The sequence below is a fragment of the Microvirga massiliensis genome (assembly GCF_001006805.1).
GTDB classification, from domain to species: Bacteria; Pseudomonadota; Alphaproteobacteria; order Rhizobiales; family Beijerinckiaceae; genus Microvirga; species Microvirga massiliensis.
Map to the genome: position 1 here is coordinate 363769 of NZ_LN811351.1, position 15718 is coordinate 379486.

Genomic DNA, 15718 nt, shown 5'->3' on the forward strand with positions numbered 1-15718 from the left:
AAGCGCTCGAACATGAGCCTCGGCAGCGGGCTCGGACAGCTGGCCGATCGGGTATTCCGGATCGGGCATCTCGGGGATTTTCACGAGCTGATGGTCACGGGCACCCTGACCGGCATCGAGATGGGGCTCTCCGTCTGCGGCATCCCGCACCGGCCTGGCGGCGTCGACGCCGCCATGAGCTACCTCAGCGGAAGCGTAAGACCCCTCAAAGAAGCGGCCGAATAGACAGTTCGATCCTTACAAGAAGACCGGAGTTCATCCGGCGCTCGGTGACCTTCCAAGACACCTGTAGAACCAAGGGAGTGAAGCATGAGAAAGATTCTCGCCATTTCGATCGGCCTGGCGGTCGCCGGCAGCGCCTACGCAGCGGAGCCGATCAAGCTTCGCGTTGCCGGAAACCTGCTTGCGACCGGCCTCATCCAGCAGAAAAAGGAAGAGCCGTTCTTCGAAAATCTCGCCAAGACGACAGGGCTTCCGCTCGAAGTCGACTACAAACCGATGGATGTCATCGGCATCAAGGATGCCGAGGGACTTCGGGTTCTGAAATCCGGCCTGTTCGACATCGTGACGCTCCGCATCGCGCAGGTGTCGCGCGACGAGCCGTTCCTTCTCGGCGCCGATATCGTCGGGCTCAACCCGAACTACCAGGTCACCCGCAAAGTTGTAGACGCCTATCGGGAAGCTTTCGACAAGCGCCTTCAAGAGCGTTTCAATGGCAAGCTGCTCGGAATTTGGCCCTTTGGTCCACAGGTCGTGTTCTGCAACACGCCGATCCAGGGCCTGACTGACCTAAAGGGCAAGAAGGTTCGCGTATACGACCAGTCGCTGGCGCAGTTCATCGAACGGATCGGTGGTGTTCCCGTCACGATCTCATTCGGTGAGACGCAGCAATCGCTCCAGCGCGGCGTGGTGGATTGCGCGATCACTGGGCCGAGCTCTGCCAATTCCGCCGGCTGGCCCGAAGTTTCGACGCATTTCATGCCGATCGGCTTCCAGACTGCGCTCAACGCCTATGCGATCAATCTGAACACCTGGAAGAAGTTTACGCCGGAGCAGCAGGCGACGCTCACGGACGCCTTCAAGAAGCTCGAGAACGATATCTGGGCCTATTCGGAGGAACTGTTCGATGATGCCGTGCGCTGCAATGTCGGCAAGGAGCCGTGCACGACGGTCAAGAAATACAACATGACCGAGGTTCCCGTGCGCGAGACTGACCTCAAGCTGGTCCAGGATGCCGTCGCGAGCGTATCCTTCCCGGCTTGGTCCGAGGTCTGCAACAAGTCATATGCCGGCTGCGGTGAGACCTGGAAGAAACTCCTCGGCCCGATCGTCGGGATGAAGTGAGATTCAGCAAGCGGCCTCTCGAAACCAGGAGGCCGCATTTTTATCTCTCCAGACGGACCACCGCCATGCAGAACGCCCCGACGACAACCTTCAAGGATGTGACGCCCTTGCCTGCGCGGAAATCGAGCCTGCCGGATCATCTCCAGAGTGTCGGTGGCTTCTTCGCCATCATCACCGGCTATATCCTGCTCGCGCTCACTATACTGGTCACGATCGAAACGCTCGGCCGGAAGCTCTTTGACTTCTCGCTCCAGGGCGTCGACGAGCTCGGCGGATACGCGCTCGCGGTGGGCTCGGCGCTGGCTTTCACGACCGCGCTCGTGGATCGCGCCCATATCCGGATCGAGCTCTTCCATCTGATGCTACCGGTCCCCGTGCAGATGGCCTTGAACTGGCTCTCGATCGTGACGCTCGCTGCCTTTGGGGGGCTGCTGGCCTGGGTCTGCCTCACGATCCTCGAGGACTCGTTCGCCTATAACAGCACGGCGCCGACTCCCTGGGCCACCCCGCTGATCTATCCGCAGAGTCTCTGGTATGCGGGCATCGTCATCTTCGCCGTGGTCTCCGCCATCATGGCTCTCCACGCAACTTATCTGCTCGTGACCGGCAACGCCGCCGCGCTAAACCGCCTCTACGGTCCCAAGGAAGCCGTCGAAGAAATCAAGGACGAGCTCGACAACCTAGCCCGTCGCTGACGGTCGAGGCTTCGCGGGGAGAGAGCCCATGGCAATTTCAACGATCTCAATTTCATTCTTCGTCGCCCTGGTCATCCTCATGCTGGGTATCCCGGTCGCTGTCGTCATGGCCGGCATGGGCGTTGTCGGCGGGCTCGCCACGGCCGGTGCGCCGATGATCGAGTCGCTCGGCAGCGTGATCTGGAGCGTCCAGAACGAAAATCTGCTGACCGCAATCCCACTCTTCATCCTGCTCGGCGAGATCCTCTTGCGGAGCGGGCTCGCGGACAGGATGTACATCGCCCTCTCGGTCTGGCTTGGCCGGCTTCCAGGTGGATTGCTGCACGCCAACATGTCCTCCTGCGCCCTGTTCGCGGCGACCTGCGGCTCGTCGGTTGCAACGGCCGCCACGATCGGTACCGTCGCCCTGCCGGCCCTCAAGGATCGCGGCTATGATATCCGTCAGACGCTCGGGTCGCTGGCCGCCGGCGGCACGCTCGGCATTCTAATTCCGCCGAGTGTGGCCATGCTGGTCTATGGCTCGATCACCAACAACTCGATCGGCAAGCTTTTCATCGCAGGCGTCATTCCAGGCATTCTGCTCACACTTCTCTTCATGACGTACATCGCCTATGCGAACTGGCACCGCGGTGAGCTCGTGGAAGTGCGACTTCCGCTGAAAGCGCGTCTTTACGAGTCCCGGTATCTGATCCCGCCGTTCGTTATCTTCGGCGTGGTTATGGGCAGCCTCTACATGGGATGGGCGACCCCGACGGAATCGGCGTCGCTCGGCGTGATCATCGCGATCGGGTTCGCGCTCACCGTTGGGCGCTTCGATCTCGCGACCCTGCACCATTGCTTCCGACAGACGGCGACGATCACCGGCATGATCATCCTGATCATCTGTGGTTCGTTCATCCTCAACGTCACCCTGAACTTCCTGAGCATTCCGCAGGTGCTGACGAAATTCGTCACCTCGCTTGGAGTCGGGCCAACCGAGATAATCTTCCTCCTCATCGTGTTCTACCTGATCCTCGGCTGCTTCCTCGAAGTGCTGTCGATGCAGGTGACCACGATCCCGATCGCCTATCCGATCGTCACCCACCTCGGCGTAGATCCGATCTGGTTTGGGGTGTTCATCGTGCTGATGAGCGAGATTGCGATGATCACGCCTCCCGTCGGAATGAACCTCTACGTGGTGCAGAGCATCCGCCGCGACGGCGGCTCTATCAGTGACGTGATCGCAGGCGTGTGGCCCTATGTCGTGATGATGCTCGGCTTCACGGTGTTCCTGTGGTACGTGCCGCAGATCGTGCTCTGGCTTCCGCAGCAGATGTTCTGACGAGGATCGAATGTCGCTCTGGACTCTGTCGGCCTCCGAACTCGCCTCCGCCTATGCCGACCGGCAACTCTCTCCCGTGGAAGTCCTCGACGCCGTCCTCGCGCAGTCGGAGACGGTCAACCCGCGGATCAACGCCATCGTCACCTTCGATTTCGAAGGAGCCCGGCGGGCCGCACGGGACAGCGAAGCCCGGTGGCGTAGCGGGCAGGCCCGCGGCCCGCTCGATGGAATTCCGATCACGGTCAAGGACAACATCCCGGTCCGCGGCCTTCGCACAACCTGGGGCAGTCGCGTCCTCGGCGAATACGTGCCCGACGCAGATGAGCTGCCCGTGGCGCGCCTGCGTGCCGCGGGAGCCGTAATTTTCGGCAAGACCAACGTCCCCGAGTTCACGCTGCAGGGCTACACCGATAATTCTCTTTTCGGGACGACCCGCAATCCGTGGGACGCCCGTCTCACGCCGGGAGGCTCGAGCGGCGGCGCCGTCGCGGCCGTCGCTGCGGGCCTCGGCCCGCTCGCAATCGGAACGGATGGCGGCGGATCGATCCGCCGGCCGGCAGGGCATACGGGACTGGTAGGTCTCAAGCCCAGCACGGGCCGCGTGGCGCGCACGCATGGGCTTCCCGTCATCCTGCATGATTTCGAGGTCATCGGCCCGATTGCCCGCACAACGGCCGATGCTGCGATGCTGTTCGCGGCAATTGCGGGGCCGGATCCGCACGACCGCGCCTCGCTCGCATTTCCGGAGCGTCCGCGCTGCACCCTCGAGGATCCTCCGCCCCTACGAATCCTTTACGTCCCGCGGTTCGGCGGGGCGCCGGTCGATCCCGAGATCGCGGCCAATGTCGCCGAGGCGACACGTCGGCTCGAAGCCCTGGGGCATCGCATCGAGGAGGGCGACGCGCCTTTCGATCTCGCGGCGCTCGACCGGATCTGGGGCGTGGTCGGTGCGGCCGGCCTCGCGTGGTTCCTCGAGGGAAAGCCCGGCTGGGAGAGATTGATCGGCGAGAAGCTTCGGCCGCTCGCAGAGCACGGCGCGGCGTTGCGCGCGGCGGACTACGTAGATGCGCTCGACAAGGTCACCCAGATCCGTGCGCAACTCGCCGACGCATTCGAGCGCCACAACGCGATTCTGACACCGAGCTTCGCGGCGCTGCCCTGGACAGCCAATGTCACGCATCCGGAGACGATCGATGGTCAGCCGGTTGGGCCGCGGGGTCACGCCGTCTTCACCGCTTTCGCGAATGCCGGCGGCCTTCCGGGTATCAGCTTTCCCTGCCGTCCGTCGCGCAGCGGGTTGCCGGTCGGCGTTCAGGTCGTCGGCCCCTATGGTGGTGACGAAAGGCTGCTGCAGCTCGCAGCCCAGTACGAGCGGGCCCATCCCTGGGCCAATCGCTGGCCGGCGATTGATTGACTCTTCCAGAATAAGGTTTGTTCCCATGCGTTTCGATGTCGAACGGGCTGCTTCTCTACTGGCAGAAGGCCGTCGCCTGCGACGTCAGGTGCAGCCATTCCTGCCAGGGCCCTCGGGATCGGAGGAAGCCTATGCTGTCCAAGCCGCCGTTGCGAGGCAGTTTGGACCGATCGGCGGTTGGAAAGTTGGTGCAAAGTCTCCCAATGAAACCCCAAATGTCGCGCCGATGTTCGCAGAATTGATCCGGCCGAGCCCGATCGAATGGCCGAAGGAGACACTTCACATGCGTGGTGTCGAGGCCGAGATCGCGTTCCGCATCGGTCGGGACATTGCGCCGCGCGCGGAGCCGCTCAGCGAGGATGAAGTCTTTGCGGCAATCGACTCGGTCCATGTCGCAATCGAGGTCGTGGATACGAGGCTCGCCGACTGGAAGAATGCGGATCGCCTCTGGGTGCTCGCCGACAATCAGAGCAATGGCGGCTTCGTCTACGACCCGGTGGGTGTTCCATGGCGCGGGCAGGATTTCACCGATGCTCCGGTCAAACTCACGATCGACGGGCGCGTTGCGGTGGAGGGCAGGGGAGGCAATCCGGCTGGCGATCCGCGCTGGCTGCTGGTCTGGCTCATCAATCACTGCGCGCATCACCGTGGTGGTGTGAGCGCCGGTGCCTTCGTGACGACGGGCTCGTATACGGGCATGATCTTCGTAGATCCGGGCGCGACCGTCGAGGCCGAATTCCCGGGCTTGGGACGCGCTGCCGTCCATTTCGCGTGACGCGACCGTCGCGCTTTCTGCAGTCACAATGGGGGAGAAACGAACATGTCGAAGAGTTACAACATTCTGATTCTGGGCGCCTCGTATGGCTCGCTGCTCGGGACGAAGCTTTCGCTGGCGGGCCATGATGTGACGCTGGTCTGCCTGCCGGCTGAGGCCGAAGCGATCAACCGCGATGGCGCGCGGGTGCGCCTGCCGGTGCGCGGCCGCGATCCGGTCGAGCTCGACTCGCGCCAGGCCCCGGGCCGGCTCGTGGCGGCCGGGCCGTCTGCAGTCGATCCGAAGAGCTTCGATCTCGTGGCGCTCGCGATGCAGGAGCCGCAATACGGGTCGGCCGGGGTGCGCGAGCTCCTCGAGGCGGTGGCGCGCGCGCAGGTGCCGTGCATGTCGCTCATGAACATGCCGCCCCTGCCGTATCTGGCGCGCCTGCCCGGGCTCGACACGCGCGCCCTGACCGGAGCCTTCACGGACCCGAGCGTCTGGCAGCACTTCGACCCCGAGCTCATGACCCTGTGCAGCCCCGACCCGCAGGCGTTTCGGCCCCCCGAGGAGGCCGCCAATGTCCTGCAGGTGACGCTGCCGACCAACTTCAAGGTGGCGCGCTTTGCCGACGAGGCGCACACGGCCATGCTGCGCCGGCTGCAGGCCGACATCGAGGCGGTGCGCTTTGAAACCAGCTCCGGCCCGGTCGAGCTGCCCGTGAAGCTCAAGGTGCATGACTCCCTCTTCGTGCCGCTCGCGAAATGGGCGATGCTCTTGACCGGCAACTACCGCTGCGTGACCGCCTCCGGGCCGCGTTCGATCCAGGAGGCCGTGCACTCCGACCCCGAGGCGTCGCGGGCGGTCTATGACTTCGTCCGGGAGGTGTGCCTGAAGCTCGGAGCAGCCCCTGAGGATCTGGTGCCGTTCGAGAAATATGCGGCAGCGGCGCAGGGGCTGGTGCGGCCGTCTTCGGCAGCCCGCGCCCTGTTTGCCGGGGCGCAGGCCATCGAGCGGGTCGACCGGCTCGTGCAGGCGGTCGCGGCCCAGCAGAACATGCGCCACCCCGTGATCGACGAGACCGTCGCGCTCGTCGATGCCCGGCTCGCCGCAAACCGCAAGAAGGCCGCCTGAACGCAGCCGCTCATCTCAGCAGTAGGCCGCAGAACACGAGGGCCGGTTCCAACCGCCGAAAACGGCCCTCGTGTTCCGCCGACACGCGGCGAGGCCGAAGGGCAGGTCGTGCCCTGGTGGTCCTGTAGCCGACTTCGATGTCTTGGCAGTCTCGAACTCGTCGCCCGCCCACTCGGTCGATACGTGGATGCGCTCGGCGACGATGTCGGCGGCGAGCGCGCTGATCTGGGAACGCACGTCAGGCGGAATTCGATCGGAAACTGTCAGGCGAACCGCCTCGGGCTGCTCGAGTCCGATCTGCTTCGTCATGCCGGGCTTGAATGAGCCCTTCACCAAGTCCTCGGCAGCATTGAACAGTGCACGGCCGGAATCGGCGACGGCGGAGGCAATAGAGACGTCGGGCATGGTGGCCACCCAGTCGCCGATATTGCCGATCTGCGGCACGTTCCGCTCGCGGCAGGCGTCGATCGCGCCCGTTCGCCCGGCGTTGAGCATGGTGAAGATCGCATCGGAGCCGGCGTCGATCATTGCGTCTGCCACGCGCTTCGAGAGTGCATTGTCGTCCTGATTGCCCGAGAATCGCGCAGCGGCGTGGGGTCAGTCTCGCTCTGCAGCGGGAACACGAGGCGCCGGCCTGCCTCTGCGATGACCGGCTCGTCGCGGCGCTCTCAGCCTCCGCCGCGCGCCTCGGGCTGACCTTCCTGCGCCTGCCCTCGGGCGCCGGCCATGACGCGATGGTGCTCGGTGGCTTGTGCCCCACGGGCATGCTCTTTGTCCGCTGCGCCGGCGGGATCAGCCACAATCCCGCAGAGGCGATCACCGCCGAGGATGCCGAGGCTGCGGTGCGGGTCCTCCTGGACTTCGTGATGCACCTCGATCCGCGCACCCTGTCACTCAAATTTTGAAGAACGGACTCTCCTCATGAACATGATCACGCCGGTCTCCACGCTGCCGTCCATTGTCGATCGCTTCCACCCGAAGCAGGTCGCGTTCCTGGCCGAACTCGTGAAGGTTCCCTCCGATAATCCGCCCGGCGACTGCCGCCCGCATGCGGAAGCCGCAGCCGGGCTCCTGGAAGCGCTCGGCTTCACGGTCGAGCGTCACCCGGTCCCGGAGGAGGTTGTGCGGGCAAACGGCATGATCAGCGCCACTAACCTGATTGTGCGCCATCGTTTCGGGCCCGGGCCGACGGTGGCGCTCAACGCGCATGGCGACGTGGTGCCGCCCGGCGCGGGCTGGACCGCGGACCCGTATGGCGCCGAGATCCGCGACGGGGTGATGTATGGCCGCGGCGTGGCGGTCTCGAAGTCGGACTTTGCGGCCTACGCCTTCGCGCTCAAGGCCCTGATCGAGAGCAAGGCACGACTCGCGGGCACGGTCGAACTCCACCTGACCTATGACGAGGAGATCGGCGGACTCATCGGGCCCGGCTGGCTGCTCGATCAGAAGCTCACGAAACCCGACTACGTGCTGAGCGCCGGCTTTTCCTACAACATCGTGGTGGCGCATAACGGCTGCCTGCATCTCGAGGTCAGAGTCGAGGGCAAGTCCGCGCATGCGGCGCGCCCCGACACCGGGGTCGATGCGCTCGAGGCCGCGACGAAGCTGCTCGCTTCGCTCTACGAGCTGCGCGAGGCCTACAAGGCGATCCGCTCGCAGGTGCCCGGCATCGAGCACCCGACGCTGGTGGTCGGCCTCATCGAGGGTGGCATCAACACCAATGTCGTGCCGGATGTCGTGACGCTGCGGGTCGACCGGCGCATGATCCCCGAGGAGATGCCGGAAATCGTCGAGCGTGATCTCGTGGCGCAGATCGCGGCGGTGGCGGCGCGTCTGCCCGGCGTGACGGTCACGACGCAGCGCATTCTGCTCGCCCGGCCGTTGCAGCCGCAGCCCGGCCATGAGCGGCTCGTGTCGACGATTCAGCGTCATGCCAGCATGGTGCTCGGCGAGGACATTCCGGCCAACGGCGTGCCGCTCTACACGGATGCGCGGCTCTACAGCGCGGCCGGCATTCCGACGGTGCTCTACGGGGCCGGGCCGCGCTCGCTGCTCGAAGCCAACGGGCACCGGGCCGACGAAAAGCTGGCGCTCGAGGATCTCCGCAAGGCCACGAAGGTCGTCGCTCTCACGCTTGCGGACCTGCTCTCGACACCCCGGGCCTGAAGCTTGAAGGCGGCCCGGACGGACGGGTGCCATTCGCAGGCCGACGAGACTTTGGCGCTGGCCATCGACCAGCACGCACTCAATCGCAAGATGGCCGCTTGAGCGGCGCGCCGACCCCGTTTGCAGCACCGGCGAGGGCCGTTTCCGCCAGCCCGGAAACGGCCCTCTCGCATTGAGAGGCCGGTCCGGGCGGTGGGGCTCGCGCATACTCACTTTGCTCGGCTGCACGCAGAGGCCAGTCACGAAGTTGCCCGCCGCTGACCGCCAGCAAGCAACACCGGAAGCTGGCCGAAACGAGGTGATCTAGATGGCAAAACGATATTGCACACAGCTATTTATCGGGAAATTGCATGCAACATGCAAAAATTGCTTGCAATCGGTCGCATGCTTGGTCAAAAGTCCGAGCATCCCGGATGATCGCCCCGCTGGGGGAGGGGCTCGCATCCCAAGAAGAAAAACTTCGCTGCAAAGCTCTTTCGGAGGAGCCACATGAACGCTCACGCCCCAGCCATTCACGCGCCCACCACAGCGGGAACTTCCAACGTTCGCTGGAAGATTTTCCTGCTGATGCTGTTTCTGATCTCGATCAACTACATCGATCGAGCTTCCCTTTCCGTCGCGATGCCGCTCATTGCCAAGGAGTTCAACCTGGATCCTGCCATGCAGGGTCTGCTTCTGAGCTCGTTCTTCTGGACCTATGCCTTCATGCAGGTCCCGGGCGGCCTTCTTGCCGACCGCTACAAGCCGCGGATTGTCATCGCTGCCGCGACCGCTGGCTGGGGATTCTTCCAGGCCGTCGCCGCGCTCGCGCCGAACTGGATTGTGCTCCTGCTCACGCGTCTGGGACTCGGCGCCTCGGAGGCTCCGATCTACCCGGCCGGCGGCAAGCTCAACGCAATCTGGATGACCCAGAACGAGCGGGCGCGCGGTGCGACTCTGCTCGATGGTGGTGCGCCGCTCGGTGCTGCCCTCGGCGCGATCGTCATCGCTTGGCTCATCGCTGCATTCGAGTCGTGGCGCGCTGCCTTTGTGGTCGCGGGCGTTGGCACCATGCTGTGCGGCCTCTGGGCTTGGTGGTACATCCGCAATACGCCGCGTGAGCATCCCTCCGTCAGCGAAGCCGAAGCGCGCTATATCGAGGAGGCCCATGCCCGCGAGGACGCAGAAGGTCCCACCGGAGGAAAGGGTCGCTGGGCGGACTATTTCCGCTTCCGCTCGGTCTGGTGCATGTGCCTCGGCTGGATGTTCTTCAATACCGTGTTCTATGGTCTGCTGACCTGGATGCCGACCTACCTCTTCAAGGTGCACGGCTTCGACATCAAGACGCTAGGTGGCGCTTCCTTCGTGATCTTCTTTTCCGGGTTCGTGGGCGAGCTCGTCGGCGGCTGGATCGCGGATCTCTGGCGCGCTCGTGGCGGTCGTCCGAATACGATCTTCCGCACGCTGTTCGGAATCGCGGCGGTGTTCGCCACGGTCTCGATCTTCTCGGTCGCCTACGTGAAGGATCCGATTGTCGTTGTTGCGCTTCTGTCGACCACGCTGTTCTTCCTGCGCTGGTGCGGGATGTACTGGGCGATCCCGTCGATCCTGGCTGGACGCGAGCGGTCCGGTCTTCTCGGGGGCTGCATGAATCTCGGCGGCAACATCGCCGGAATCTCGGTGCCGATCATCGTCGGGCTCATCGTCCAGGCCACCGGCTCATACTTCCTGGCGCTGATGTTCTTCGCCGCCGCGGGCGTTGCGCTCCTCGCCTGCTCGACCGCGATCGACTACAGCCGCAGGCTGCCCGTCTGAGCACTCTCACGGGGCGGGGCCGTCGAAGTCCCGCCCTGCACCGAAACTTTCAGGATCGCGCCATGACCCGCACCATCCGACTCGGGATGCTGACCCCGTCCTCCAACACCGTGCTCGAGCCCGTGACGACGGCGATGATCGCGGAACTGCCCGATGTCAGCGCTCATTTCTCTCGCTTCAAGGTGACCGAAATCGCCTTGTCCGAGCAGGCGCTCGGACAGTTCGACGATACAGAGATCCTTCGCGCAGCGGAGCTTCTCGCTCACGCCCGGGTGGACGTGATCGCCTGGAACGGGACCTCTGCGAGCTGGCTCGGTTTCGACCGTGACGAGCGCCTGTGCGAGAGGATCCTGTCCGCAACCGGGATTCCGGCATGCACGTCAGTTCTGGCCTTCCGCGAGATCTTCGAACGAACGGGGAAGAAGAAGATCGGACTCGTCACGCCCTATCGCGGCGATGTGCAAGCCAAGATCATGGCGAACTGGAAAGAGTCGGGCTTCGTTTGCTCGGCCGAGCGTCATCTCGATCTTCAGGACAACTTCTCATTCGCCACTGTGGGTGAGGAGACGCTTGCCGGCCTGATCGGTGCCGTGGCCAGAGAGGGTTGCGATGCCGTTGCGATCGTGTGCACCAATTTGCGGGGCGCCTCCGTCGCCGCAGCCACGGAGCGCGAGCTTGGGCTTCCGATCTACGACTCGATCGCCACAACGGTCTGGAAGAGTCTCGGTCTTGCGGGTATCGACGGCTCGCGCGTGACGCAATGGGGCTCGCTCTTTCGCGACCTGCGTCCCACGCCTTGGTCTTCGGGACGACCGCCGCAGAATGATGCCGAAACCGCCTCTTCGACCAAGTTATCCGCCGAGGCACGGGGCTGACGATGCATGGGAGGTCTGAGCGCGATTTTCGCCGGACCGGAGGCGACAGGAGCACCAATCTCGGCGACATCGAGATATTCGCGCGCGTCGTTGCGGCCGGGAGCATGACTGCGGCCGCAGGCGAACTCGGGCTCGCGGTTGCTGCCGTCTCGAAGCGCATCCAGCGTCTCGAGGCGAAGCTCGGCGCACGGCTGATCGAGCGCACGACTCGTCGTCTGATCCTCACGGAAGCCGGTAAGGGATTCCACAACCGCATCGTCCGCGTGCTCGAAGCTTTCGAGGAGGCAGTCGGATTCGCCTCCGACAGCTCGATGTCGTTGACGGGAACCTTGCGCATCACGGCCCCGACGCTGTTCGGCCGGTTGCACGTTGTTCCGCACCTGCCGCGATTTCTCGAAACCCATTCATCGCTCGAGATCGAGCTCGATCTTTGCGACCACTATGTCGATATCGTCGAACACGGATTCCATCTGGCAATCCGCATCGGCGACCTCGCCGACTCGCCTCTGATTGCGCGCAAGCTGGCGCCCATGCATTGCATCCTGTGTGCAGCGCCCGACTATCTCACCCGGTTCGGTGATCCTCAGGATCTGGATGAGCTCTCGCGCCACCACCTGCTGGCTACCGAGGGCGAGGAGTCCTGGCACCTTCGAGGGCCGGACGGCGAGCGTCACCTGAAGGCGCGTGGGCGCCTGCGTACCAATTCGAGCGAGGCCATGCGCGAGGCCCTGCTGGCGGGCTTGGGGATTGCGCTGCGCCCAACATGGGAGGTGGGGCAGGATCTTGCCGCTGGTCGGCTGCGACGCGTGCTGCTGGGCTATAGTGCCCCCAGCCGTGCCGGCCTGTTCGCCATTTTTCCCAGCAAGGAGCTAATGCCCCTCAAGGTCCGGCACTTTATCGATTTCCTCTGCGAAACCCATGGTCCGAAGCCCTCTTGGGAGCGCGCTATATTGAAGATCGAGCCTCATGCAGTTGATGGTGCTCCGGCTCCGTCTCTGGACGCCTGCCGCGCTGATCTGGCGGCCCTCATGGAGTCTCCGGACACATGCGGGCGTTGAGGTGCAGAGCGGATGAAGCGGTCCTCGAGCGTGTACGATGGGAGGGACCGATATCGATCCGATCATTGATCGAGCGAGACCAACCATGACCCAAGCGAGAGCAAAGCCGAAGCTTCGGAGAGGAGGCAAGGTCCTCAACGGCCGGCGCCTGCGCGTCGCGCGTACAGGGCTGCACGAAGAGGCCGCAAGCCGGCTCCGCACCCTGATCGTGCGGGGGAGCCTCGCGCCTGGAGAGCAACTGAACGAGGTTGGGCTTTCGGAAGCTCTCGGCGTGTCACGGACGCCCTTACGCGAAGCGCTCAAGCTCCTTGCTGCCGAGGGCCTCGTCGAGCTCCGGCTCAACCGCTCTGCGATCGTGGCGTCGCTCCGACATGAGGAGATCGAGGAACTGTTCGAAGCGGTGAGCGGCATCGAGCGGATCTCGGCGGAACTCGCAGCGCTTCGCATGACCGGTCGGGACTTTCAGAAACTGAAGTCGCTCCAAGAGCGACTGGAGCGTCACCACGACCGCCGAGAGCTGCGCGAGTATTTCGAGCTTAACCAGCAGATCCACAGTTTCATCGTCGCTTGTGCCCGCAACGCGCCGCTCAAGGCGACGCACGAGGCGCTGCTGGCCCGAGTCGAGCGGGCACGGTTCTTTGCCCTCTCATCGCAAGGACGGTGGGAGGAGTCTGTCCGAGAGCATCGGGATGTGATTCGGGCGCTGGAGGAGCGCGATGCGGACAGGGCGGGCCGGCTCCTTGCGCACCATGTTTATCGCACAGGTGAGGTGGTCTCCGGGATCCTGCATAGCGAGACGGAGAAAACGCATGAAAGCGGATCCACCGATCGCGCGCTCGTCGAGGCATGAGCCGCGCCCGAAACACGTGAGGAACGAGCTGTGAAAATTCTTCTTCTCAACCCGAACACGTCGGCCGACGTGACGGACCTGCTGTGTGCTGCGGGTCAGCGGGCGGCGACGCCCGGAACGGAGCTGGTTCCCTGCACGGCGCCACGTGGCGTGCCGTATATTGCGACCCGCGCCGAGGCGCAGATCGGCGGCGCGATCGCCCTCGAGATGCTCGCCGGAGCGCATCGGAGCGTCGATGCCGCTGTGATCGCGGCCTTCGGGGATCCGGGGCTCTTGGGGGCGCGCGAGCTGTTCGACATTCCCGTGGTCGGCATGGCCGAGGCCGCGATGCTGACCGCCTGCATGCTCGGGCGCCGCTTCGCGATCGTGACCTTCGCGAGTGCGCTTGGGCCGTGGTATCAGGATTGCGTGGCGCTGCACGGGCTCGAGGGCCGCTGCGCAGGCGTGCGCACGCTCGATGGCGCGTTCCGCTCGATTGCGGACGTGCAGGCCGAGAAGGAGAGCCTGCTCGTCGAGCTCGCGAACCGCGCCGTCGCGGAGGACGCGGCCGACGTGGTCATTCTGTCGGGGGCGCCGCTTGCCGGGCTTGCCGGCAAGGTGCAGGACCGCATTCCGGTGCCGCTCGTCGATCCGATCGCAGCCGCGGTGCGCCAGGCCGAGACGCTCGTCGCGCTGGCGCCCCGCAAGGCCAGTGCCGGCACCTTCCGGCGTCCGGGCGCGAAATCGACCCACGGCTTGCCCGAGGCGCTGGCGCGCCGCATCGAGCACCGCGAGCTGCCCGTAAATGGAGCCGAAAACGAGGACCCACGTCATGCCCACCTTTGACACTCTCATCCGCGGCGGCACGGTCGCGACCGCCTCCGACACCTTCGCCTGTGACATCGGCATCTGCGATGGGCGGATCGTGGCGCTCGGGCAGGATCTCGGCGCGGCTGATACGGTAATCGATGCGACCGGCAAGCTCGTGCTGCCGGGCGGCATCGACAGCCATGTCCACCTCTCCCAGCCCTCGGGTGAGGGCATCGTCATGGCCGACAATTTCGCGAGCGGCACCCGCTCCGCCGCGATCGGCGGCAACACCACGGTGCTGCCGTTCTGCCTCCAGGAGAAGGGCCAGTCGCTGCGCGAGGCGCTCAAGCGCTATCATGCACTCGCCGAGGGCGAGTGCTATGTCGACGTCTCCTTCCACCTCATCATCGCCGATCCGAGCGAGCAGGTGCTCGGCCAGGAACTGCCGGCTCTGGTCGCGGACGGCTATACCTCGTTCAAGGTGTTCATGACCTATGAGGGCCTGGCGCTCTCCGACCGCGAGATGCTCGAGGTCATGGACACCGCCCGCGAGACCGGCGCGCTCGTCATGGTGCATGCCGAGAACTATGACGCGATCCGCTTCCTGACCGATCGCCTGGAGCGCGCCGGCAAGACGGCGCCGCATTTCCATGGGCGCTCGCGGCCGATCCCGGTCGAGCGCGAGGCGACGCACCGGGCGATCTCGCTCGCCGAGCTCGTCGACGTGCCGGTGATGATCGTGCACGTCTCGAACCGCGAGGCCCTGGAGGAGATCCGCCGCGCCCAGCAGAAGGGCCTCAAGGTCTATGGCGAGACCTGCCCGCAATACCTCGTGCTGACCGAGCGGGACCTCGAGGGCCTCAACATGGAGGGGGCGAAATATGTCTGCTCGCCGCCGCCGCGCGACAAGGCGAGCCAGGAGGCCTGCTGGGAGGGGCTGCAGCAGGGCGTGTTCTCGGTCTTCTCCTCCGACCATTGCCCGTTCCGCTACGACGACCCGCAGGGCAAGCTCGCCCCGAAGGGCCGCACCAGCTTCCGCTGGGTGCCGAATGGGATTCCGGGCGTCGCGACGCGGCTGCCGATCCTGTTCTCGGAAGGGGTCGTGAAGGGCCGCATCGACCTCAACCGGTTCGTGGCGCTGACCGCGACGAACCACGCCAGGACCTATGGCCTCTATCCCCGCAAGGGCACGATCGCGGTCGGCTCGGATGCCGACATCGTGCTCTGGGATCCGGAGCGGACGGTCACGATCACGCATGACCTCCTTCAGGACGGCTCGGATTACACGCCCTATCAGGGCCTGGAGGTGACGGGCTGGCCGGTGCTCACCATGGTGCGCGGGCGGGTCGTGGCGCAGGAGGGCGAACTCGTCGGCGAGAAGGGCTACGGTACCTACCTGACCCGTGAAAAGTCACCGCTCGCGCGAAGCAGCGGGCCATCCGCGAGTGCCTTCACGGCATAGGGCTATCTGCAGCGCCATTCACAGGCTGGTTGACGCTGCCCGGACCATGCGCTTGGAGGAAT

General features: G+C 64.8%; 15 protein-coding genes and 1 pseudogene. 15 read left to right on the forward strand and 1 reads right to left on the reverse strand.

The genetic code is table 11. The features are described 5' to 3' along the window. The 7 genes and pseudogenes from BN1233_RS06850 to BN1233_RS06880 form a co-directional block, all read left to right on the forward strand. Positions 1–225: pseudogene (locus BN1233_RS06850) on the forward strand (serine--glyoxylate aminotransferase); the annotation flags it as partial. An 84-nt stretch (positions 226–309) separates the two neighbouring features. Continuing rightward, positions 310–1344 carry a TRAP transporter substrate-binding protein gene (locus BN1233_RS06855; RefSeq protein ID WP_046862775.1) on the forward strand — a complete coding sequence of 345 codons (1035 nt, stop codon included), beginning with the start codon at positions 310–312 and terminating at the stop codon, positions 1342–1344. Positions 1345–1409: 65 nt separating this feature from the next. After that, a complete protein-coding gene (locus tag BN1233_RS06860) occupies positions 1410–2039 on the forward strand; it encodes a TRAP transporter small permease subunit (protein ID WP_082145233.1) in 630 nt (209 codons plus the stop codon). 28 nt (positions 2040–2067) lie between these two features. Further along, entirely contained in the window at positions 2068–3360 is a 1293-nt protein-coding gene (locus BN1233_RS06865; RefSeq protein WP_046862776.1) for a TRAP transporter large permease, read from the forward strand. Positions 3361–3370: 10 nt separating this feature from the next. Next, positions 3371–4774, forward strand: coding sequence for an amidase (locus tag BN1233_RS06870; RefSeq protein ID WP_046862777.1), 1404 nt, complete (start codon positions 3371–3373; stop codon positions 4772–4774). Between the two features lie 226 nt (positions 4775–5000). Beyond that, on the forward strand, positions 5001–5549 hold the full coding sequence (locus BN1233_RS48235; protein WP_280139467.1) for a 2-keto-4-pentenoate hydratase: 549 nt from the start codon (positions 5001–5003) through the stop codon (positions 5547–5549). A gap of 45 nt (positions 5550–5594) precedes the next feature. Continuing rightward, the gene (locus BN1233_RS06880) at positions 5595–6662 is read left to right on the forward strand and encodes a ketopantoate reductase family protein (RefSeq protein ID WP_046862778.1); all 1068 of its coding nucleotides are present in this window, start codon (positions 5595–5597) and stop codon (positions 6660–6662) included. A gap of 15 nt (positions 6663–6677) precedes the next feature. Here the strand turns inward: BN1233_RS06880 and BN1233_RS06885 are convergent, their stop codons facing one another. Further along, positions 6678–7190, reverse strand: a complete 513-nt coding sequence (locus BN1233_RS06885) for a type 1 periplasmic-binding domain-containing protein (protein ID WP_052763719.1) — start codon at positions 7188–7190, stop codon at positions 6678–6680. Positions 7191–7213: 23 nt separating this feature from the next. Here BN1233_RS06885 and BN1233_RS06890 point away from each other — a divergent pair, with 23 nt between their 5' ends. From BN1233_RS06890 to hydA, 8 genes are all read left to right on the forward strand, one after another. Next, positions 7214–7567, forward strand: a complete 354-nt coding sequence (locus tag BN1233_RS06890) for a M20/M25/M40 family metallo-hydrolase (RefSeq protein ID WP_046862779.1) — start codon at positions 7214–7216, stop codon at positions 7565–7567. Positions 7568–7589: 22 nt separating this feature from the next. Continuing rightward, positions 7590–8828 (forward strand): ArgE/DapE family deacylase, encoded by a 1239-nt coding sequence (locus tag BN1233_RS06895; protein WP_147707068.1) that lies wholly within the window; start codon positions 7590–7592, stop codon positions 8826–8828. Positions 8829–9317: 489 nt separating this feature from the next. Beyond that, positions 9318–10622 (forward strand): MFS transporter, encoded by a 1305-nt coding sequence (locus BN1233_RS06900; protein ID WP_046862781.1) that lies wholly within the window; start codon positions 9318–9320, stop codon positions 10620–10622. 62 nt (positions 10623–10684) lie between these two features. Further along, complete coding sequence (locus tag BN1233_RS06905) at positions 10685–11497, forward strand: maleate cis-trans isomerase family protein (protein ID WP_063776720.1); 813 nt, start codon at positions 10685–10687, stop codon at positions 11495–11497. A gap of 2 nt (positions 11498–11499) precedes the next feature. Continuing rightward, on the forward strand, positions 11500–12555 hold the full coding sequence (locus BN1233_RS06910) for a LysR family transcriptional regulator (protein WP_063776721.1): 1056 nt from the start codon (positions 11500–11502) through the stop codon (positions 12553–12555). Positions 12556–12640: 85 nt separating this feature from the next. Beyond that, positions 12641–13405, forward strand: coding sequence for a GntR family transcriptional regulator (locus tag BN1233_RS06915; protein ID WP_046863165.1), 765 nt, complete (start codon positions 12641–12643; stop codon positions 13403–13405). A gap of 30 nt (positions 13406–13435) precedes the next feature. Next, complete coding sequence (locus BN1233_RS06920) at positions 13436–14230, forward strand: aspartate/glutamate racemase family protein (protein ID WP_046862782.1); 795 nt, start codon at positions 13436–13438, stop codon at positions 14228–14230. Further along, positions 14217–15656 (forward strand): dihydropyrimidinase, encoded by a 1440-nt coding sequence (gene hydA / locus BN1233_RS06925; protein WP_046862783.1) that lies wholly within the window; start codon positions 14217–14219, stop codon positions 15654–15656. Before BN1233_RS06920 ends, hydA begins: the two co-directional genes overlap by 14 nt. Positions 15657–15718: the final 62 nt, after the last annotated feature.